Consider the following 19,031-nt stretch of genomic DNA (forward strand, 5'->3'; position numbering starts at 1 on the left):
GGCTACCCTTTTTCTCACCTCAAATCCCCTTACCACAAGCCCATGACAGGTTTTCCCGCCTCGATGGGGACAATGCTGTGGAAAACTGTGTGCGCATCGCTCGGAAGCCTTGCCTGGCGTGGCTTGCAACACGATGCCCGCCAAAGAGGCAACACCCGAAAAAAATTTCGCAGCGCTTGCCGACCGGCTATCCAAGATCCGACCGCTTGCAATCGAAGACCCTGCCCGGATCGATCGCCCGCAGCGTCGGCACCTTGCCGATGAACACCACCCCCGCGCTGATCAGCCGCCACTCGCCCGCCTTGAACAGCCTGAAGAGGTTCGTGGCCTCGTCGCCCGCAGCCGGAATCGCGTTGAAGACGTAGGCGGGCTCGCCGCCCTGGGTCTCTTCCATGCCCAGCAACTCCGCCCTCATCTTGCCCATGGTGTCCGTGTCTTTTGTCCTATGGCGGACGACGTCCATGTTGACGGTGCGCGAGTGCTCGTCGATGGCGATCTTGCGGATCCAGGGAGCCGGGCCGGTGCCGCCCGGCGCGGGGACGCAGGTGATCGTTCCGGCAAAGGCCGAGCCTGCGGTCACGGCCAGGAAGGCGTTGAGGGCGAATCGAAAGGGCTTGGATTTCATGCTCGGTATGGCGTGTTGGGTCGGCTGGCCCGCGCGGCGGCGCGAACCTCGGATGGCATGCATCTATACTCCCGCTTGTCGCCGGCTGCAGCCTTGCAATCGGCGGCTTGCCAGATGCGGGTGTAGTTCAATGGTAGAACGGCAGCTTCCCAAGCTTCATACGAGGGTTCGATTCCCTTCACCCGCTCCAACCAAGGGTCCCAGGCGATCCTGAAGGCTCCCGAGAAGTCCTCACCAAATCCGATCCGATCTCGGACGGAGTCCTCCACTTGGCTGGTCTCTGGCCCCGCTTAGCCGATCAACATCGACGCCACCACTGCAACCAGCAGCCCGACATACACCCTGGCGTGTACCTGATCGGGAATCCGCCCGATGAACGGCGAAGCCATGCGTATCCCGGCATATGAGCCCGCGACCAGGGCAAGGAACGCCCTCAGGTCCACGTAGCCCACATACCCGGCCCCCACGGACGCCATTCCACCCCAGGAAAGCGCCGCGTAAGTCGCGGTCCCGGCCAAGGCGACGGGAAGCGTCAGCGGATTGGCCATGGCCGTCGCGCCGGTCATGCTCACTCCTCTGCGGCGAAGCAACGGGACTGTCATGACGCTGCCCCCCACTCCAAGCAAGGCCGCGATCCAGCCGATGACGATGCCCGTCAATGCGTTTCGTGCCCGGGCGGGCCGGGCCTCTCGCGCCGGCTGCAGGAGAAAGCCGGGCCGGAGCCAGCAGTCCAGAACGGTCAGGCTGACGTAGGCGATGAAAGCCCAGCGCAACCAGCTGCCCTCCACCGCGGCCGCGGTTGCTGCCCCGAGCACGCTGCCGGCGGCAATGGCGAAGACCAGCGGCTTGATGACCGCCCAATCCAGCGATCCCGCGCGCTGGTGCTTCGCCGTTGCCATCGCCGATCCGAAGATCATCACGCACGTCGAGGTCGCAACCGCGATCTGCATCGCATGGGATGCAGCCGGTGTTTCCGCTCCGCGCATGTGCGTCAGCAAGTGGTAGAGCAGCGGAACCACCACGAAGCCACCGCCGAAACCGAAGAGCACCGTGGTCACGCCGGCGAGCGTGCCGCAGGCGGCAAGCCAGAAGTAGAGTTCCATCGCAATCAGTCCTTCGATGCCTGAAAGGTTATGGCTGCTGGCGCTGTCCGGCTTTCGGAGTCTGGACAAGAATGTTCGCGTTTCAGCCAACAGCGGATTTCGCGGATTTCGATGAGAAACGTACCTTTGGACAGCGTCGACGCACTCGAACGCGAAGTGCTCGCCATCGGCACCGACTACGCGCGCGGAACGCTACTGGAGATGCATCAGCATCGTCGAGCGCAGTTTCTCTACGGCGCGACGGGTCTCATGGAGGTAGGCACGGACGACGGCGCGTGGGTCGTGCCTCCGCATTGCGGGGTGTGGGTCCCGGCGGGCAAACCGCATCGCGTACGCATGGTGGGTGTCAGCACACGCAGCCTCTATATCGAGCCGAGGGCTGCGCCGCGCGAAGGGTCTCGCTGCGAAGTGCTGCTCGTCTCGCCTCTTCTGCGGCAGTTGCTGCTGGAGGCGACGGACGTGAAGGCGCTCTATGACGAACAAGGCAGGGACGGCCTGGTCATGCGCCTCGCGCTCGCGGAGATCGCGCGCGCGGCCACGCTCCCGATCTTCGCGCCGCTGCCCAGGCACAGCACGCTTCACGCCCTGTGCGTGGAGTTTCTCTACGCACCCGACATCCGCGCCACCGCCGGCGAATGGGCGCAGCAACTGCACCGCAGCGAACGCACGTTCACGCGCTTCTTCCGCGCCGAGACCGGCATGGCCTTCGGCGAGTGGCGCCAGCACGCCTGCCTGATATCGGCGCTTTCCAGATTGGCCGAAGGGCAGCCGGTGACGGCCGTCGCGCTAGAACTCGGCTACGACAGCCCTGGCGCGTTCTCGACGATGTTTCGCCGCCGCCTGGGCTTCAGCCCGTCCGAGGTTGCGCGTTCGGTGTCCGGTCAACGCGCAGGCTGGCAAGTCGAATTGGGGCATTGAAGGCACGGACAGCCTCCCGGCGAACTCAGTTCTCGCTGAGCACTCCGAAATCGCTGTCGCCCTGCTGCACGGCATTCACCAGCTGCACCCGATTGCGCGCGGCAAAGCGGCGCCGCAGCTGCCGCATGTGGTAGTCCACGGTGTGGGACGACAGGTCCAGCCGGTTGGCGATCTCCTTGTCGCTGCGCCCCTGGAGCAGTTGCTGGAGGATGTCCTGCTGCGTCGCGGAGATCTCGATGCGGCCCGCGCCCGGCGCACCGACGATGCGCGTGTGGCGCGACACGTATTCGTGCACGCCCAGCCCGAGGATCAGGCCCTGCCCGATCACGCTGTCGCTGATCCAGTCGCTCCCGGGCCTGCGCGACAGCAGGCTGATCACCGTGTGCTGGTTCACATGCGTGGGGGACGCCAACCGGAACAGCAGCCCGCTGCGGATGCCGCTGGCATACAGGTCATCGAGGAACCGCTGCCGCTCTTCGCTCAGCTCGTCCGAAATCTCCGCCGCCAGCGCCTCGAGCCGGGCCACGTCCCACGCCAGTGGAAGGCTCGACGCGGGCACGCCCTGCTGCCGAAGATCGACGCCGCAATAGTTGTGCGCGAAGTAGCGTCTGGTCCACTCGGGATTGGCGTAGGCGGTGAAGAAGCTCAGCGGCCACCAGTGGCCCCGCATGTACGCCACCGTGCCGTAGCCCAGCCAGTCGAAATCGAGCGCATGGAGCATGCTGCGCACCAGCGCCGCGCGGGCTTCGCTGCCGGGTGCATCCATCAGATTGCCGACGATGGCCGGCACGCCGCCAGCGTGAGGCGGCACGCTTCGCGGCATGTACAGGTGTTCTTCGGCATAGAACTGCGGAACCGGATTGGCGGGTTGCGGCTCCGCTTGCGGCCGCGGCACCGGATCGAATCCCTGCGCCTCGGAGGCCGGCGCAGGCGAGGCACGATGAAACAAGGTGGACAGAATCATGGAAGGCCTGATGGATGTGCCGCCATGCCGGAAAGGACGACGGACCTGGGTCAAAGTACCGCAAGGGCGTTGTCATCGCCTTGTAAATTTTTAGCTTCCGACGCATTTGCCAGGGCTCGCGCATCCAACTGAGTACCTTTGCTTGAACAATGCGCGACCTGCGCGGGTCCTCGCCGGGCCAAGGCTTCACAGATGACGACGGCGCTGGCATGCTTGCTGCACACAGCGCGAGGCAAAAGCCGAACCTCCGCACATCCCCCTTCCATGGCATTGCCCGCCTCCCAGTACTGGCGAGACACGGATCTCGCAGGACTCCAGTTCACAACCAACCGGTTTCGCCATCGCGAAGTCCGGCCACACCGGCACGTGGGCTTCACGCTCGCGGTGGCCGACACCGAACTCCAGGTGCGCAGCGGCACCCGCGTCACCGTCGTGCCGCCGGGTGCCCTGTTTCGCATTGCGCCGCATGTCTGGCACTCGGTGCAGGCGCGCACACATGCCTGGCGCGAAGACGCCCTCTTCTGCAGCCTCGCCGTGGCACGGTGCATCAGCCCCGCGGAAGATACCCCGCCGCTGGCACGGCTGGAGGACGATGCGGGAGTCTCGGTCTTCATCGACGCCTCCGCGGCGCTCGAATTCCTCGAATGCCACCGCCTGCTCTTCGTCCCCACGAGCACCGGCGATCCCGAGGACATCGCGGCGGGCCGTGCACTGCTTCGCCGGCGCCTCTCGCAATGGCTTCCCGCCCCTTCGCCCACGGAGGACGGAGCCCACGACGCAGAGCGCCCGCATCCCGACAGCGGCGACGAGCGCCTGAACCGGCTCTATGCCCTGATCGCATCGGGCTTTCATCAGCGCATGACGCTCGACAGCCTCGCCGATGCGGTCGGCTGGCACCCCGTGCACGTGCAGCGCCGGTTCACCGCCGCATGGGGCTTCACGCCGCACGAGATGCTGGTGGGCCACCGCATCGAGTACGCCCGCGACCTGATCGCCGGCGGCGCCCACGTCACCTATGCGGCGCATGCGGCAGGCTTCACCGACCAGAGCCATCTGCACAAGACCTTCATGAGCACCTATGCCGTGCTGCCGGGCGACTACCGCAGGCTCGCCGCGCTCGATGCGCTCCAACCGCCCTCGGCCAGGAACGGCATCGCCGGCTAACTCGACGCCCCGGCTTCATCCGATGCCCTGCGCCCAACGCAGGAGCCTGGCGACGGGTGCATACAGCGAACGTGGAATCGGCTGGTCCACCGGCACCTCCGCATAGATGCGCTCGGCCAGCGAGGGCTCGAACTCCATCGGCACCAGGCCCTCGCCGGCAAAGCGCCTGATCTGCGCGGCCACCTCGCCCTCGCCGCGCGCGATCACGCGCGGCAGGTCGTTCTCGCCGAGGTACTGCAGCGCGACGGCGGTGCGGGCCGAATGGATCACGGCCGAGGCCATGCGCACGCGGTCGCCCAGGCTGGCGTACACCGCCTCGAAGTGCGCGGAGCGGCGGCGCGACTGGTTGACCGGATCGCCTTCCACCTCCTTGTATTCCTGCCGGACCTCTTCGATCGACATGCGCTGCTGCTTCATGAACTCGTAGTGCTCGTGCGTGTAGTCCACCGCGGCCATCAGCGCGTAGATCACCGTTGCCCAGCCGAAGGCCACGAGCACCATGTGCGCCGCGGCGGTCATGGTGGCCGCCGGGCTCGCGTAGCCGAGCTTGAGCGAGGTATCGACGAAGCCGCGCACGATCACGAACATCAGGCCCGCGAGCAGCATCGTCTTCAGGCTCATCTTCAGCAAGTTGATGAGATTGCGGGTGGAGAAGATGCGCTGCAGCCCCTGGGCCGGGTTCATGCGGTTCACGTCGGGCTTGAGGCGCTCCCACGCCGCCACGCCGCCCACCTGGGCCAGGGAGCCCACGATGCCAGCCACGGCAGCGATGGCCATGATGGGCAGCGTGCCCCACAACAGCGCCTCCCCGGTATGCAGCAGCAGCTCGTCGAAGCGGTCCTCCGGCCGCGTCAGCAGGCTGGTGCTGGTGGCGTGCAGCCAGAGCTCGCGCAGCAGGCTGTAGAGCACCCCGCCGCCCAGCCACATGCAGACCACGACCACGGCGAACACCGCCGTCGAGGCCACGTCCGAACTGAAGACCACCTCGCCGCGCTTTCGCGCGTCGCGCAGCCGCTTGGGAGTGGGGTCCTGGTCTTTCTCCGCCATGGCCGAAGGGCGCTAGAGCGTGGCACGCAGGAAGTCGAGCACGCCGTTCTCGGGCCGCAGGAATTCCTGCAGCGACTCGTACACGAAGAAAACGAACAGCAGCATCATCAGGTGCGCCAGCAGGCTCTTGAGAGGCTGCGAGAACACGAACACGTTGAGCTGCGGCGCCACGCGGCTGACCAGGCCCATGCCCAGCTCCACCAGCAGCAGCACGAAGATGACCGGCGAGGCCAGCTTGACGATCCACAGGAACAGCGTGTCCCCCTGGCGGATCGCGAACTGCTCGATCACCAGCCCCAGGTTCGGAAAGAACGAGGCCACGGGCCACAGCCGGTAGGAGTCGACGACTACGCCCAGCATCGCGAGCAGCCCGCCGGCCGAGACGAACAGCGTGATCACCATCCAGCCGAGGAACTCGCCCGTGGGCCCGTTCTCGTGACCCGCCACGGGATCGAAGAAGGACGCGTTGCTGGAGCCGGTCTGGAAGTCGATCAGGTCGCCCACGCTCTGCACCGCCCAGATGAAGATGCCGAAACCCAGCCCCAGCATCAGGCCGATGAAGGCCTCCTTGCCCGCGATGAGCACCCAGGTGCCGATGGAGGCAGCAGGCATGTCGCCCGCCACCGGCGACATGAACAGAGCGAGCATCAGCAGCAGGCCGTTGCGCACGGTGCCGGTGATCATGCCGCCGGAGAGAAAGGGCACCACCGCGAAGATCGCGAAGAGCCGCGGCAGGGTCAGTACCACCGACGAGAAGAATCTCTCGAAGCTGGCCAGTTCGATGGAGGGGTCCATGGCGATCCGTGCGTTCCCGCGCGCCTAGGCCGAACGCCGCGCGGCCCATGCCTGCGACGTGGTTTCCTCGGCCGCTTCGTCGAGCCGCTGTTCCTGCAGGCGCTGCCGCTCGCCTCGGCTGCGCTGCTTCATCTGCTGCGCCTTCTCGACCTCTGCGCTGGCGGCGCACAGCTTGCGGCGGCTGGCTTCCAGCGTGCTCTCGCGCAGCGCGTGGGCGTGCCCGGCCTGCGCGGCAAGCCGGCTCGCCTCGACGATCCGCGCATCGAGGGCGGCGCTCCAGGCACCGGCGTGGCGCAGCTGCGCCACGCTGCATTGCCCGTCCGTCAGCGCGCCGGCGGTCGCCTGCCAGTGCGCGGCCTTGCTCTGCACCTGCTGCTGCTGCCACGCCTGGGCCTGCTGCAGCTCGGCGCGGCTCTGCTCGGCGGCGGCCCGGTCGCGCGCGACGACACCCATGGCAACCGTCTTCTGGCGCTCGCGCACGCCCACCAGCAGCTTCCAGTCGATGCCTGCGCTCATCGGCCCGGCTCCCACGAGGCGCCGCCGAACCGCTGCAATGCCTCGATCGACTGCGCATAGGGCAGGCTCGCATCCGGCGGCTGCGACAGGAAGTCGAGCATCGCCGGCCGCGCACCGATTGCCTCGTCGGCCAGCGCGTCGCCGCCTGCCTTGTATTCGCCGATTTGCACGAGCAGCTCCATCTCCTGGTACTTGGCCAGCAGGCTGCGAAAGTGCGCCGCCGCCGCGCGGTGCTCGCGCGAAGTCACCAGCGGCATCACACGGCTGATGCTCGCCAGCACGTCGATCGCCGGATAGCGGTTGGCCGCAGCGGCCTTGCGCGACAGCACGATGTGGCCGTCGAGGATGGATCGCACCTCCTCGGCGATGGGGTCGCTCTCCTCGTCGCCCTCGGTCAGCACCGAGTAGACGGCGGTGATGGAGCCCGTCCTGCCCTGCCCCGCGCGCTCCAGCAGCTGCGGCAGCATCGAGAAGATCGACGGCGGATAGCTGCGCCGCGTGGGCGGTTCGCCGCTGGCCAGGCCGATCTCGCGCTGGGCGCGCGCGAAGCGCGTGAGCGAATCGACCAGCAGCAGCACCTTCTTGCCCTGGTCGCGGAAATGCTCGGCGATGGTGGTCGCGGCATAGGCGGACTTGATGCGCTCCATCGGCGGCCGGTCGGAGGTCGAGACCACCATCACCGTCTTCGCCAATCCCTCGGCGCCGAGGTTGTGCTCGATGAACTCCTTCACCTCGCGCCCGCGCTCGCCGATCAGCGCGATCACGTTCACGTCGGCCGTCGCGCCGCGCGCGAGCATGCCCAGCAGGGTGCTCTTGCCCACGCCCGGCGGCGCGAACACGCCGACGCGCTGCCCTTCGCCGAGCGTGAGCAGGCTGTCGACCGCGCGGATGCCGGTGGCCAGCGGCGCCTCGATCATCCGGCGCGCCAGCGGGCTCACGGGATCGCGGTGCACCGGCAGCAGCGTGCGGGTCCTGAGCGGGCCCCGTTCGTCGATGGGCTGGCCCAGCGCGTCGAGCACGCGCCCCAGCAGGCCCGCGCCCACCGGGCAGACGTGGCCGCGCCCCGTGGGCAGCACTTCGGTCAAAGCCGAAATGCCGGTGATCGGCCCGAGCGGCGTGAGGACGGCGGTGTTGTCGCGGAAGCCGACCACCTCGGCCAGCAGCGGCGGCTCGCCCGGCGTGACCAGTTCGCACAGCTCGCCCACATGGGCCTGGATGCCCGATGCGTCGATCAGCATGCCCACCGCCTTGCTGACGCGCCCGCGGATCGCCACCGGCGTGACGCGGCCCAGCGCCTGTTCCAGTTCGGCTACGATGCCAAGCGCCGCGTCGGACACCGGGTTCACGATTGCGCCCCCTCCCGGGTCTCGGCGAGGCCGCCGCGCTCCACCGCGCGCCGGAACGCGGCGAGCTGCGCGTCCACGCCGATGTCCAGCACGCCGGAGGCCGTCTGCACCACGCACGCGCCGACGGGCAGCGCCGCATCGGCCACGAAGTGCACGGTCATGCTCCAGTTGGCCTCGCCGCGCAGGCGCGCGATCACCCCGCGCAGGATCGCCTCCTGCGCGGGCGCCACGCGCACGGTGATGAAGGGCTCCTGGCGGATCAGCGTGTCGACGCGCAGCAGCGCCGCTTCGAACAGCGCCGCCGGGTCCGCATCGGCGATGAACTGCCCCACGGCCTTGACGACGACCTGCGCCATGGACGTGCGCAGCGCATGCAGCTGTCGCTCGGTGGCCATGGTGTCCGTCACCAGCTGGGTCGCGTATTCCTCCTTGGCGCGCCGCAGGCCCTCCTCGTAGCCCTGCCTGCGGCCGGCCTCGGCGTCCTGCGTGGCCTGCTGCACGATGCGGCGCGCCTCGCGCCGGGCCGTCTCGACCACGGTCGATGCGTCGAGCAGCGCCGCGTATTCGTGCTCCTTCAGGACCTTGCGCTCGCTCAGGAGCTGCAGGTTCTCGGTGGTGATCAGAAAAGCCAGTCCCATTGCGGCAGTCTTTCGGGGACGATGCACGAGAGCATCAGTTCGTTGAGTTGCTGGAGTTGGCGCTGCTGCAACTGCGGCACGCCGAGCGCCGAGACGCGGCGCGGCAGCTTGTGCCCCAGGCGGCGGCGGACCGTCTCGCCTTCGGCCGCAGCCGTGGCAAGCAGCAGCCGGTGGCCGCGCTCGACGGCGACCCGGCCGGCCGACAGGGGCCGCTGCTGCAGCAGCGCGTTGTCCATGCGCAGTTCGGTGAGCAACGGCACCCGGTCGAGCACGAAATCCACCGCATCGGCATCGAAGCGGCGGGCCTGGCGGCGGATCTGCGCACCCGCGCCGCCGCGCAGCCGGAACAGCGGCAGGTGCACGCAGAAGCCGAGGTAGGCGGCGAGCCGCCGCAGCGCGTCGGCATCGAGCAGCGCCACGCGCTTGAAGCGTGCGTCGAAGTTGTAGTCGGCGCTGCCGGCGTCCGGCCCCTGGGCTCGCCGCAGCTGGTCGGCGAGCACCGCGCGGCCCGCCTCCCCCAGCCGTGCCGGGACGCGGTGGCGCGACGGCCAGTCGGCAGGCAGCCAGCTTGGGTGAAGACCGATCTCGGGGTGCAGGTTGAAGCGCGCCACCAGGCGCACGAGGTCCATCGGGCCGGTTCCGGCCTGCGGGGCTTCGTGGGTGGCGGGGGTAGGTGCCGGCATTCCTGTTCCGGGTCAGCGCCTGAACACCTGGCGGCGCGTCCAGCTGCGCCAGTCCACGCCCTGCCTGCGCAGCAGCGCCGGCAGCACCAGCAGGCAGACGGCGGCCAGCAGCAGCAGCCCCAGCAGCACCATCGCCGTCGACGCGGGGAACAGGCCCAGCACCATCGCACGCTCCCTGGCGCCGCCCGCCAGGGCCGCAGCCGACGCCACCGGCCGGCGCGCCTCGAAGAGCGACAGCGATACCTGGTCGTGGCTCAGCCCCTCGATGCTGTGCGCCACCATGTCCTTCACGGTCGGCGCCAGCAGCCGGATGTCCACATCCGGCCGGTGCTTGATGAACACCGCGGCCGACGACGGCCGCATCTTCTCGCTCAGCGGGTCGTTGGCCGGGATCACCACGTGCACGCGCGCGGACACCACGCCGTCCACGTTGCGCAGCGTCTGCGACAGCTCCTGCGAGACCGCGTAGATGTAGCGCATGCGCTCCTCGGAGGGCGTGGACACCAGGCCCTGCTTCTGGAACACCTCGCCCATGGTGGCGAAGCGCTCGTGGGGCAGGCCCTGGGCACGCAGCACGTCGAGCGCGACGCCCATGCGGCTCTCGTCCACCTCGACCTGCCAGTTGCTGCCCTCCACGCGGCTCTTGGCCGCGTCGATGCCCTCGGCCGACAGCGCGGCGACGATCTCGTTGGCCTCCTGCTCGTTGAGGTTGGAGTACAGGCCGACCTTGCAGCCGCCCAGCGCCGCCAGCAGGGCCAGCGCCGAGAGCCAGCGGCCGCGGCGCGGAAAGAATGAAGAAAAGGTGCGGGACAGCAGCTTCACGGCATCCTCATTGCTGGTTCTTCAGCAAGGTGCCGAACAGGCTGGTGGCGGCGCTCGCCAGGCCCGTGGAAATGTGCATCTTCGCGAACATCATGTGCGCCTCCATGGCGTGGTCGGTCATCGCGAACATGGTCTTGATGGGGTCGGACATGTCGATCGACTCGAGCATGCTGTGGCGCATCTCCTCGTAGGAGCGCACGTTGCCGGAGAACTGGGCCGCGAGCGCCTTGGCGGCGTCGCCGAGCGCGCTGGGCGCGGCCACCGAGGACGGCGGCGCCTGCACGCCCTGCATCATGTTGGCGAACATCCGGGTCTCGCCCGGATCGAGGCGCGAAGGCGCGCCGGCCTGCTGCTGCGCGGCTGCCGCGGACACGCCGGCCGGCGGCGCGCCTGCCGCGACCAGCGCGGTGGGATCGGTCATGGTTCACCTCCTGGGGGAAAAGGCCGCGCGATGCGACAGGGCATCGCGCGGACCTGCTTACGAGGACTTGGCCGACTGGCGGATGTCGTTGCCGGTGGACTTGGCCACCTCGCCGCCCGCGGCGCTCGCACCATTGACCGTGTGCGCGGTGGATGCCGCGCCCTGGATGCTGGTGGAAGCGGCCATGCTGGCCGACATCAGCCGCGCGTTGTCGGCTGCGGCCTGGTTCATCTGCTGGATAGAGCTGTCAACTGCGCCTGCCATGTGTATCTCCTGGTCAAGAAAGGATTGATTTACGAGGGTTGAAGCGCTCCGCCCCGGCGGGACGGAACCATTCCACGCGGCGCACGGATGCGGCGCCGCATGAAATCCGGGGTGCGCGCGAGGCGGGCTCTGCCGATGGCCATGCCTTCACCTCCCGCGCCTGTTGTTGCTGTCGGGCACGCCACCGCTCAGGACCAGCCCGTCGGCGTCGATGCGCTTGAGTTCGGCACCGGATCGCAGCACCGCACCTTCGTAGTAGCGGCTGCCGTTCGACAGCTGGATGTGCCGCAGGCCGTTGCCGTCCTCGGTGATGCTCACCATGCGCGCCGGCAGCACGCTCTGCCAGCCGTCCCACTGCGCGCGCACGTCGGCGTCCTTGTTCTCGGCCACGGGCTTCTCCCGGTACTGGACCTTGTCGAAGACCAGCACCGACGGATGCAGGTCTTCGCTGAGCCTGCGGATCTTCTGGCGCACCGCGGCGTCCTCCACCGTGCCGGTGAGCACCAGCCGGCCCTGCCCCGTGTACGCGACCGCCACACCGGGGTCGCCCACATAGCGGCGCGCCTGCTCGACCATGTCCTCGGCCGAGTGCACGTTCACGCCGACCTGGCTGCCGAAGGGCTCCATCGCCTGCTGCAGGGCCTCGCGGCGCTGCCTCGACTCCACGTAGCCCTTCACGCCGAGCCGCCCGCCCTGCGCGGCCACCACTTCCACCTCTGGGAACGGCACGAGCGCCTTTTCCACCGCGGCCAGGTCCACGTGCCCGGCGCGGCGCGCGCTCGCGCCCGCGTCGCCGAGCGACACGGCGGCCAGCCCGATCACCGCAAGCAGGGCCATCACGCCACCCGCCCAATAGCCGAGGCGCCGCCGCGAGGAAGCCCCGGACGTGCCCGCCAGCGCGCCCTCGCCGGGCCGCGCCTCGTACTCCGGGGCGAACATGCGGTCCTCGCGCACGTCCGGCACGTAGCTGCGGTCGAGCTGGAAGTCGATCTGCCCGAGGCTCACCACGTCGCCCGCGACCACGCTTCTGCGCGCCTGCCGCATGTCCTCGCCGTTGAGCCGCGCCGAAGCCGTGCTCAGGCGCTGCATCGACACCACCAACTCGCCCACGGTGAACGCCAGGTGGCGCGGCAGCACGTCGCCGCCGGGCAGCATCACCTCGCAATCGCCGCCTGAGCCCAGCACGTTGAGCCCGGGCTTGAGCGCGATGGTGCGGCCCTTCACCGCGCCGCTGAGGAAGCGCAGGCACCAGCCGTCACCGGGTGCCGGCCGCTGCGCCCGTGCCGTGCCGGCCGCCTGTGCCTGCCCGTCGCCGCCGTCGCCGAAGGAAATCTCTTCCGGGTCGTGCATGCTCAGCCTCCCACTTCCGGCAAGGGCAGCGCCGGCACGTTCGCCGTGGCGCCCGGCAGCACCAGGCGCGGCGTCAGCAGGTAGAAGCGCTCCATGTTGGACTGCTTCTTCTCCGTCGACCTGAAGAGCCCGCCGACGCCGGGAATGTCCTTGAGCAGCGGCACGCCCGTGACCGCATTGCTCTTCTCCTCGGACGAGTAGCCCGCGATCAGCAGGCTCGCGCCCTCCTCCACGAGCGCCTGCGTGTTGACCGTGCGGCGCCGCACGATCGGGATCTTGTCGACCGACATCGGACTGAGGTCGCCGTCGACGATGTCGATGGACATCATCACGCCGCGCGAGGCCTTCTCGTCGATGACCAGCGGCGTCACCCGCACCGCGGTGCCCGCCGTGATGCTGAACAGCCCCGCGTCCTGGAAGCCGTCCACCCGCACGTAGAACTCGCTGAGGTTCTCCAGCACGGCCTCGGTGTTGTCCAGCGTCATCACCTTCGGGCGCGCCACGAAGTTCGCATTGCCGTTGGTGGCCAGCGCGGTCACGCGGGCCAGCAGGTAGTTGCGCGCGCTGTTGCCGATGGCGGCGGTGAACATGCCGCCCAGCGGCGTGAGCGGATTGCCCGAGCCGTCGGCGCTGCCGATCTGCCCTGCCTCGCTGCCTGTGCCGCCCCAGGTCAGCTGCCCGCGATCGCCGCGGCCGGTCTGGAAGTCGGCGTGCCGGCCATGCAGGCGCCAGTCGATGCCCAGGCTGTTGAGCGTGTCGGAGCTGATGTCCATGATGGTCACTTCGATCTCGACCAGCCGCGGGCGCACGTCCATCGACTCGATCAGCTTCGCGTACTGGGCCATCTTGTCGGGCATGTCGCGCACCAGCACGGCGTTCATGCGCGTATCGGCCTGGAACTGCGGCAGTTCGCCGCCCGCGAGGTTCGCGATGCCGCCCTGCGCGATGGCTTCGCTGCCGGCCCCGGCGATCTCGACCTTGGGCGCGTTGATGGTCTCGCCGCTGCGCAGCTTGATCTGCCGGTTCGGGCCCAGCGACATGCCGCCGCTCATGCCTCGCGGGCCGCCGCTGCCGCTCGGCGCGTTCCCGCCGCTGCGGCCATAGAGGCTGCGCAGCACGTTGGCCACGCCGGGAATGACCGTTTCCTTTCCCGAGCGGTTGATCCGGAAGTCCGAGGCCCAGGCGTACTTGAGCGGAAACAGCCGGATCTCGGCGCCCTCGGCCATCGCGCTCTTCTGGTCGGCCAGCTTCACCGCCTGGCGCACCATCTCGACGTAGCGGCGCGGCCCGGTCACGTACACGCTGGCGTCGCGCTCGCTGATGCTCAGCGGATAGCGCTCGTCGGAGATGTGCAGGCGCACCAGCGTCTCGGCGATGCGCCCCGCGTTCTCGGCCGCGATGGGCAGCACCTCGCTTTTCGCGTCGGAGGCCAGGTCGACGAACAGGAAGGCGCCGTCGAAGTACCAGGTCAGCCCGTTGACCGCGCACACGCTGTTGAGCGTGCTCAGGGCGGGGCCGGCGAACTTGCCGCTGATGGTGCCGGCCACCTTGGAGTCGACCACCGCCGTGATGTTCTGCGACGAGGCCAGCTCGCGCAGGAAGTCGGCCAGCGGCTTCTCGTTGGCAACGATCTGGAACGGCCGATTGCTCCAGCGCAGTTCGGCCGCACGGGCCTGCGCGCACATGGCCAGCAGCACGAGCGCGGCGCAGCCCCACAGCACGAGGCGGCGCTGGCAGAAGGCTTTCAGGCGCGGGGCGGTCATTTCGGGGAAATGCATCTTCACGGCAGGGAACTCAGTGCCTGGATGGCACGCTCCGCGAAGCGCATCACGTCGCGCCCCATCCAGCCCGCGGTGGCGATGATCGCGATCATTACCGCGATCAGCCGGATCGACTGGCCGATGCTCTGGTCCTGCACCTGCGTTACGGCCTGCAGCACGGCCACCACCAGGGCAGTGACCGTTGCCACCGCCACCACCGGCAGCGAGATCCACAGCACGAGGAGCAGGCCTTCGCGCGTGATGTCCAGGATGTTCTGCGGAGTCATGGCGTTGTTTTCGCGGTGCGCCTTCGAAGGCAATTGGATGTTCATCAATGGGCCTGGGGGTTGGTGACCCAGCCCACCGGCTGCAGGGCCACGTCTTCGTCGACTTCCTGGTAGGACAGCACCGGCAGCAGCGGCGCCACCGGCTCGATCAGCGTCTTGATGTAGCGGCGCACGTCCGACGAGGCGATGGCCACCACGCGGGTCGCGGCCGATCCGAGGATGCGGCGCACCTGCTCGCGGATGTCCTGCGTGACGGCCGGGCTCAGCAGCAGCAGGTTGCCGCGCGGCGAACGCTCGATGGCGTTCTGCACCCGCTCCAGCAAGCTGGACTCGAACAGGATGGCCTCGAGTTGGCGGTTCGGGCCCACATAGCGGCTGGTGATGTAGCGGCCGAGATCGATGCGCACCAGTTCGGTCAGCGCTATCGCGTCCTGCTCCTTCGGCGCCCATGTCGCGAGGCACTCGAATATCGCGTGCAGGTTGCGAATCGGAATGCCCTCCTGCAGCAGCCGGCGCAACACCTCGGCGATGCGCTGGCTCGACGCCACCCGCGCCACCTCGGCCGCGAGCTCCGGCGCGTCGCGCTGCACCGAATGCAGCAGGCGCTGCACTTCCTGCAGGCCGATGAGCTCGCGCACATTGCGGCGCACGGCGTGGTCCAGGTGCAGGCCCACCACCTCCTCGTTGTCCCAGCTCGTGGAGCCGGCTGCTTCGCCCTGCACCCAGACGACCCGAGCGAAGGGGCCGAAGGGCTCGGCCACCTCTGCGCCTGCCGGCGGCGCCGTAGCCTCGGCCGGATCGAGCATGCGCCACCCCGGCCTGAGCGTGCCCTGCGACACCGCGACGTCGTGCACCAGCACCTGGTAGGCGTGTTGGGCCAGGCCGTCCGCGTAGGCGAGCTGCAGGCGCGGGAACACCGGGCCGAGATCGGATTCGACCGCGGTCTTGACCCTGGCCAGCTGCAGGTCGAGCGCGTGGCGGTCGACGCCGCCGCGCAGGCCGCTGGACAGCCGCACCGCCAGTGGCGCCGCGATGGCATGGTCGCCGTCGGCGTCCTCCAGGGCGTCGCCCTCGCGGTGCGAGATCCAACCCGGCGTCTGGTTCTTGCGGCGCCGCATGCGCACCGCGAAGCCCAGACCCAACAGCGCCGCCGCCAGCAGGCCGAACACCCACTTCGGAAAGCCCGGCACGACCAGGAAGCTCGCGACCGCGAGGCCCGCGATGATCAGCGCTCGCGGATGCGCCATGAGCTGCTGCCCGATCTGGCTCGCCAGCTGCGTGTCGCGGCGCTCGCCGGTGCTCACGCGCGTGATGACGATGCCCGCCGCGATCGACACCAGCAGTGACGGGATCTGCGAGACCATGCCGTCGCCCACCGTGAGGATCGCGTAGCGCTGCAGCGCGCCGCCCAGGCTCATCTCGTGCATCATCGTGCCGATGGCGATGCCCGCGAGGATGTTGACCAGCGCGATCACGATGCTCGCGATGGCGTCTCCCTTGACGAACTTCATCGCGCCATCCATCGCGCCGTGGAGCTGGCATTCCTGTTCCAGCATGTGGCGGCGCTTCTGCGCCTGTGCGGACGACAGCACCCCCGCGCGCACGTCGGCGTCGATGCTCATCTGCTTGCCGGGCATCGCATCCAGCGCGAACCGCGCCGCCACCTCGGCCACCCGCTCGGAGCCTTTCGCGATCACGATGAACTGCACGATCGCGATGATCAGGAACACCACGCCGCCGACCACCACGTTGTTGCCGACGATCAGCTTGCCGAAGGTGTCGATGATGTGGCCCGCATTCGCGTGCAGGAGGATCAGCTTGGTCGATGCGATGTTGAGCGCAAGGCGAAACAGCGTCGTGAACAGCAGCAGCGACGGAAAGGTCGACAGCGACAGCGCCGATGGCACGTACATCGCCACGATCAGCAGCACCAGGCTGATGGCGAGGTTGCTCGCGATCAGCAGGTCGAGCAGCGGCGTCGGCAGCGGCAGCACGAAGAGCGCGACGATCACCACCAGCAGGCCCGCCAGCAGCAGATCGTTGTAGCGGCCGGCGCTGCCCAGAAGGTCGCGCACGCCGCCGCGGTAGGCGGCAAAGGATCGCGGAGAACTCGCCATGGTGTCTTTGTCTTGCGGGTGTCCCGAAGTACCGGGCGGTGCCTGTCGCATCGCTTCGCTTCGTCGTCGGTCGCGAGGAATGTCGCGTCGCGACGGACTCTATGCGCCGCCCTCCATTCGCGGCAACCACGAGTTTTCGTAGATCGCCGCCGTGTGTGGCGCGCGCGGCACTACGTGTTTGCGGACTACCTCCGCGCAACACCTCTGGCTAAGCTGCCGGTCCCGATGCGAACCGAATCGCATTGCTCCAAGGCGTGAAGAAGGTGAAGAAGAACAGAGCCCCCCGCATCGGCGCATCGAACGAAGGCGTCCATGCCTGACGCCGTCACGGAACTCGGCGAAGCCCGCGCATTGCCGCGCGCCGACGCCGCCAATGTGCGCGCGCTGAACCGTCTGTACGGCGCGTCGCCGTTGCCGGACATCGCGGCCGCACGCGGTGCCCGCTACCGCATCCGCTGGCACCACGACACGGCCTTCGCCCTCACCGCGCGCGAGAGCTTCCGCTTCAGGCTGGGCTCGCACGTCGGCCATCTCGCAATGGACGCACCGAGCCTGCAGGCATTGCTGGGAGAACGCCGCATCGACCTGCTGCCGCGCGACCTGCGCTACATCCTGCTCGCCGATGCGCTGCATCCGCTGATCGACGCGCTCGAGAAAGCGCTGCGCCTGCATTTCGAGTGGCAGCCTTCGGAAGCGGAAACGCGCGACATGCACGAACACAGCCATCGGGCGCTGCCTTTGCAGGGCGATCCCGGGCACGCGGCCTTCTTCGTCGCCATGCCCCTGGAAGGCAGCACCGTGCTGCGCGGCTACGTGCAGTTCGAGGACGCGACCACGCTCGACACGCTGGTGCCCGCAGCCACCGGCCCGCGTCACAACGCCTACGCAGCCGACGCCTTCGACGCGCTGCGCCTGCCCGTGAGCTTTCGCCTCGGCAGCACGCCGATCCGCCTGCGCGAGGTCGGAAGCATCCGGCCCGGCGACATCGTGGGCATCGAGCAGTGGAGCTCCTCCGGAGCCGCCATCGTGGTCACGGCGGAGCTGGGAGGTTCCGCCGGGCGGCATCTTTCCGCCTTCGCCGAAGGCTCGCGCATCACCGTCCAGCAATCGAGAAACAGTGCCATGAAGCCAGACATTCCCGCCCTCGCGGCCGATACCGCGGACAACGCCAACCTGCCGATCGACCGGCTCGACGCGCTGGAGGTCACGCTGCGCTTCGAGGTGGGCGACCTGTCCGTGTCGCTCGGCGAACTCAGGAGCATCCGCGCCGGCCATGTCTTCGACCTGGGCCAGCCGCTCAACCGCCGCCCCGTTCGCATCCTTGCGCACGGCAACGTGCTGGGCAAGGGCTATCTCGTCGCGGTGGGCGACCGGCTGGGCGTGCGCGTGTCGGAGTTCGCGCCCGGCGAAGTCTGAGGGGCCGCCCCTCATCCGGTCCATACCCATGCAAGGCGGACTTCCCGAACCCCTCATCCTGGTCGCGCTGATCGTCGCCTTCGGCATCGCGCCGTTCGTGGCACTGATGGTGACGAGCTACACCAAGCTGGTCATCGTGTTCGGCCTGCTTCGCACTGCCCTGGGCCTGCAGCAGACACCGCCCAACATGGTGCTCAACGGCATCGCGATCATCCTGTCGGTCTACATCATGGCGCCGGTGGGCATGGACATCGGCGATGCCCTGCGCGGCCGCAGCTTCGGCGCCAAGGGCGAAGGGCTCGGCGACATCATGGCCGTCATCGACGCGGCCAAGGCGCCGGTGAAGGAGTTCCTACAGAAGCACACGCACGAGCGCGAGCGGCAGTTCTTCCTGAAGTCGGCGGCCAACATCTGGCCGAAGGCGCGCGCGGAACAACTGAAGGACGACGACTTCATGGTGCTGGTGCCCAGCTTCACGCTCAGCGAGCTCACGCGCGCCTTCCAGATCGGCTTCATCATCTACCTGGTGTTCGTGGTGGTCGACCTGATCGTCGCCACGGTGCTGCTGGCGCTGGGCATGTCGATGATCTCGCCCACCACCATCTCGCTGCCGTTCAAGCTGCTGCTGTTCGTGATGCTCGATGGCTGGACGAGGCTGGTGCACGGGCTCGTGCTGTCGTACCGATGACCTTCCTCCACGCATGCCTCTTCGGTTGCTGCATGCAGGAGAAGCTGCTTCGGATTCGCCGCGCGAGCACTCCCGTCTACGAGAACTCGTTGTTGCCCACGCACGGG

The 19,031-nt window shown here is 68.6% G+C and carries 20 protein-coding genes and 1 tRNA gene; 5 read left to right on the plus strand and 16 right to left on the minus strand.

Going from position 1 to position 19,031, the window contains the following annotated elements:
* Nucleotides 1-187: 187 nt before the first annotated feature.
* Nucleotides 188-625, minus strand: a complete 438-nt coding sequence (locus ABL838_RS18110) for a hypothetical protein (RefSeq protein WP_418121365.1) — start codon at nt 623-625, stop codon at nt 188-190.
* 116 nt (nt 626-741) lie between these two features.
* Between ABL838_RS18110 and ABL838_RS18115 the strand changes: the two genes are divergently transcribed.
* A tRNA-Gly gene (locus ABL838_RS18115) sits at nt 742-815 on the plus strand.
* A 100-nt stretch (nt 816-915) separates the two neighbouring features.
* On the opposite strand, the gene ABL838_RS18120 is transcribed toward ABL838_RS18115, so the two are convergent.
* The gene (locus ABL838_RS18120) at nt 916-1,728 is read right to left on the minus strand and encodes a sulfite exporter TauE/SafE family protein (protein WP_418121366.1); all 813 of its coding nucleotides are present in this window, start codon (nt 1,726-1,728) and stop codon (nt 916-918) included.
* A 111-nt stretch (nt 1,729-1,839) separates the two neighbouring features.
* Here ABL838_RS18120 and ABL838_RS18125 point away from each other — a divergent pair, with 111 nt between their 5' ends.
* Nucleotides 1,840-2,646 carry an AraC family transcriptional regulator gene (locus ABL838_RS18125; protein ID WP_418121367.1) on the plus strand — a complete coding sequence of 269 codons (807 nt, stop codon included), beginning with the start codon at nt 1,840-1,842 and terminating at the stop codon, nt 2,644-2,646.
* Nucleotides 2,647-2,671: 25 nt separating this feature from the next.
* Here the strand turns inward: ABL838_RS18125 and ABL838_RS18130 are convergent, their stop codons facing one another.
* Nucleotides 2,672-3,610, minus strand: a complete 939-nt coding sequence (locus ABL838_RS18130) for a helix-turn-helix transcriptional regulator (protein ID WP_126022065.1) — start codon at nt 3,608-3,610, stop codon at nt 2,672-2,674.
* 264 nt (nt 3,611-3,874) lie between these two features.
* Here ABL838_RS18130 and ABL838_RS18135 point away from each other — a divergent pair, with 264 nt between their 5' ends.
* Nucleotides 3,875-4,774: a helix-turn-helix domain-containing protein gene (locus tag ABL838_RS18135; RefSeq protein WP_165909624.1), complete on the plus strand. Its 900-nt coding sequence runs from the start codon at nt 3,875-3,877 to the stop codon at nt 4,772-4,774.
* 15 nt (nt 4,775-4,789) lie between these two features.
* On the opposite strand, the gene ABL838_RS18140 is transcribed toward ABL838_RS18135, so the two are convergent.
* The 13 genes from ABL838_RS18140 to sctV form a co-directional block, all read right to left on the minus strand.
* Nucleotides 4,790-5,821, minus strand: coding sequence for an EscU/YscU/HrcU family type III secretion system export apparatus switch protein (locus ABL838_RS18140; RefSeq protein WP_184637161.1), 1,032 nt, complete (start codon nt 5,819-5,821; stop codon nt 4,790-4,792).
* Between the two features lie 12 nt (nt 5,822-5,833).
* Nucleotides 5,834-6,616, minus strand: a complete 783-nt coding sequence (sctT, locus tag ABL838_RS18145) for a type III secretion system export apparatus subunit SctT (protein ID WP_184637159.1) — start codon at nt 6,614-6,616, stop codon at nt 5,834-5,836.
* 24 nt (nt 6,617-6,640) lie between these two features.
* On the minus strand, nt 6,641-7,132 hold the full coding sequence (locus tag ABL838_RS18150) for a serine kinase (RefSeq protein WP_418121368.1): 492 nt from the start codon (nt 7,130-7,132) through the stop codon (nt 6,641-6,643).
* Nucleotides 7,129-8,478, minus strand: a complete 1,350-nt coding sequence (locus tag ABL838_RS18155; RefSeq protein WP_418121369.1) for a FliI/YscN family ATPase — start codon at nt 8,476-8,478, stop codon at nt 7,129-7,131. Before ABL838_RS18155 ends, ABL838_RS18150 begins: the two co-directional genes overlap by 4 nt.
* Nucleotides 8,475-9,116, minus strand: coding sequence for a type III secretion system stator protein SctL (gene sctL, locus ABL838_RS18160; protein WP_369661867.1), 642 nt, complete (start codon nt 9,114-9,116; stop codon nt 8,475-8,477). Before sctL ends, ABL838_RS18155 begins: the two co-directional genes overlap by 4 nt.
* Nucleotides 9,098-9,799, minus strand: a complete 702-nt coding sequence (locus ABL838_RS18165) for a type III secretion system protein (protein WP_418121370.1) — start codon at nt 9,797-9,799, stop codon at nt 9,098-9,100. Before ABL838_RS18165 ends, sctL begins: the two co-directional genes overlap by 19 nt.
* Nucleotides 9,800-9,811: 12 nt before the next feature.
* A complete protein-coding gene (gene sctJ / locus ABL838_RS18170; RefSeq protein ID WP_418121371.1) occupies nt 9,812-10,621 on the minus strand; it encodes a type III secretion system inner membrane ring lipoprotein SctJ in 810 nt (269 codons plus the stop codon).
* A gap of 7 nt (nt 10,622-10,628) precedes the next feature.
* Nucleotides 10,629-11,042: a hypothetical protein gene (locus ABL838_RS18175; RefSeq protein WP_184637153.1), complete on the minus strand. Its 414-nt coding sequence runs from the start codon at nt 11,040-11,042 to the stop codon at nt 10,629-10,631.
* Nucleotides 11,043-11,099: 57 nt separating this feature from the next.
* Complete coding sequence (locus ABL838_RS18180; protein ID WP_021004014.1) at nt 11,100-11,306, minus strand: hypothetical protein; 207 nt, start codon at nt 11,304-11,306, stop codon at nt 11,100-11,102.
* Nucleotides 11,307-11,453: 147 nt separating this feature from the next.
* Complete coding sequence (locus ABL838_RS18185; RefSeq protein ID WP_418121372.1) at nt 11,454-12,656, minus strand: FHA domain-containing protein; 1,203 nt, start codon at nt 12,654-12,656, stop codon at nt 11,454-11,456.
* Nucleotides 12,657-12,658: 2 nt separating this feature from the next.
* Nucleotides 12,659-14,419 carry a type III secretion system outer membrane ring subunit SctC gene (sctC, locus tag ABL838_RS18190; protein ID WP_418121373.1) on the minus strand — a complete coding sequence of 587 codons (1,761 nt, stop codon included), beginning with the start codon at nt 14,417-14,419 and terminating at the stop codon, nt 12,659-12,661.
* A gap of 17 nt (nt 14,420-14,436) precedes the next feature.
* Nucleotides 14,437-14,703 carry a type III secretion system export apparatus subunit SctS gene (gene sctS / locus ABL838_RS18195; RefSeq protein WP_418121374.1) on the minus strand — a complete coding sequence of 89 codons (267 nt, stop codon included), beginning with the start codon at nt 14,701-14,703 and terminating at the stop codon, nt 14,437-14,439.
* Nucleotides 14,704-14,747: 44 nt separating this feature from the next.
* Entirely contained in the window at nt 14,748-16,820 is a 2,073-nt protein-coding gene (gene sctV / locus ABL838_RS18200; RefSeq protein WP_418121375.1) for a type III secretion system export apparatus subunit SctV, read from the minus strand.
* A gap of 312 nt (nt 16,821-17,132) precedes the next feature.
* On the opposite strand from sctV, the gene sctQ reads away from it, so the two are divergent.
* A complete protein-coding gene (sctQ, locus tag ABL838_RS18205; RefSeq protein WP_418121376.1) occupies nt 17,133-18,236 on the plus strand; it encodes a type III secretion system cytoplasmic ring protein SctQ in 1,104 nt (367 codons plus the stop codon).
* 28 nt (nt 18,237-18,264) lie between these two features.
* Entirely contained in the window at nt 18,265-18,924 is a 660-nt protein-coding gene (sctR, locus tag ABL838_RS18210) for a type III secretion system export apparatus subunit SctR (protein WP_184637146.1), read from the plus strand.
* Nucleotides 18,925-19,031 lie beyond the last annotated feature (107 nt).

The organism is Variovorax sp. 160MFSha2.1 (assembly GCF_048305075.1).
In the GTDB taxonomy this organism is placed as follows: domain Bacteria; phylum Pseudomonadota; class Gammaproteobacteria; order Burkholderiales; family Burkholderiaceae_C; genus Variovorax; species Variovorax guangxiensis.

What these genes read in the sequence shown, in the direction of transcription:
- sctQ (WP_418121376.1), top strand. Translation starts at nt 17,133, where the DNA reads ATGCCTGACGCCGTCACGGAACTCGGCGAAGCCCGCGCATTGCCGCGC.
- ABL838_RS18140 (WP_184637161.1), bottom strand. Translation starts at nt 5,821, where the DNA reads ATGGCGGAGAAAGACCAGGACCCCACTCCCAAGCGGCTGCGCGACGCG.
- ABL838_RS18120 (WP_418121366.1), bottom strand. Translation starts at nt 1,728, where the DNA reads ATGGAACTCTACTTCTGGCTTGCCGCCTGCGGCACGCTCGCCGGCGTG.
- ABL838_RS18130 (WP_126022065.1), bottom strand. Translation starts at nt 3,610, where the DNA reads ATGATTCTGTCCACCTTGTTTCATCGTGCCTCGCCTGCGCCGGCCTCC.
- ABL838_RS18180 (WP_021004014.1), bottom strand. Translation starts at nt 11,306, where the DNA reads ATGGCAGGCGCAGTTGACAGCTCTATCCAGCAGATGAACCAGGCCGCA.
- sctR (WP_184637146.1), top strand. Translation starts at nt 18,265, where the DNA reads ATGCAAGGCGGACTTCCCGAACCCCTCATCCTGGTCGCGCTGATCGTC.
- ABL838_RS18175 (WP_184637153.1), bottom strand. Translation starts at nt 11,042, where the DNA reads ATGACCGATCCCACCGCGCTGGTCGCGGCAGGCGCGCCGCCGGCCGGC.
- ABL838_RS18135 (WP_165909624.1), top strand. Translation starts at nt 3,875, where the DNA reads ATGGCATTGCCCGCCTCCCAGTACTGGCGAGACACGGATCTCGCAGGA.
- sctC (WP_418121373.1), bottom strand. Translation starts at nt 14,419, where the DNA reads ATGACCGCCCCGCGCCTGAAAGCCTTCTGCCAGCGCCGCCTCGTGCTG.
- sctS (WP_418121374.1), bottom strand. Translation starts at nt 14,703, where the DNA reads ATGACTCCGCAGAACATCCTGGACATCACGCGCGAAGGCCTGCTCCTC.
- ABL838_RS18185 (WP_418121372.1), bottom strand. Translation starts at nt 12,656, where the DNA reads ATGCACGACCCGGAAGAGATTTCCTTCGGCGACGGCGGCGACGGGCAG.
- ABL838_RS18110 (WP_418121365.1), bottom strand. Translation starts at nt 625, where the DNA reads ATGAAATCCAAGCCCTTTCGATTCGCCCTCAACGCCTTCCTGGCCGTG.
- ABL838_RS18150 (WP_418121368.1), bottom strand. Translation starts at nt 7,132, where the DNA reads ATGAGCGCAGGCATCGACTGGAAGCTGCTGGTGGGCGTGCGCGAGCGC.
- sctT (WP_184637159.1), bottom strand. Translation starts at nt 6,616, where the DNA reads ATGGACCCCTCCATCGAACTGGCCAGCTTCGAGAGATTCTTCTCGTCG.
- sctV (WP_418121375.1), bottom strand. Translation starts at nt 16,820, where the DNA reads ATGGCGAGTTCTCCGCGATCCTTTGCCGCCTACCGCGGCGGCGTGCGC.
- ABL838_RS18125 (WP_418121367.1), top strand. Translation starts at nt 1,840, where the DNA reads ATGAGAAACGTACCTTTGGACAGCGTCGACGCACTCGAACGCGAAGTG.
- sctL (WP_369661867.1), bottom strand. Translation starts at nt 9,116, where the DNA reads ATGGGACTGGCTTTTCTGATCACCACCGAGAACCTGCAGCTCCTGAGC.
- ABL838_RS18165 (WP_418121370.1), bottom strand. Translation starts at nt 9,799, where the DNA reads ATGCCGGCACCTACCCCCGCCACCCACGAAGCCCCGCAGGCCGGAACC.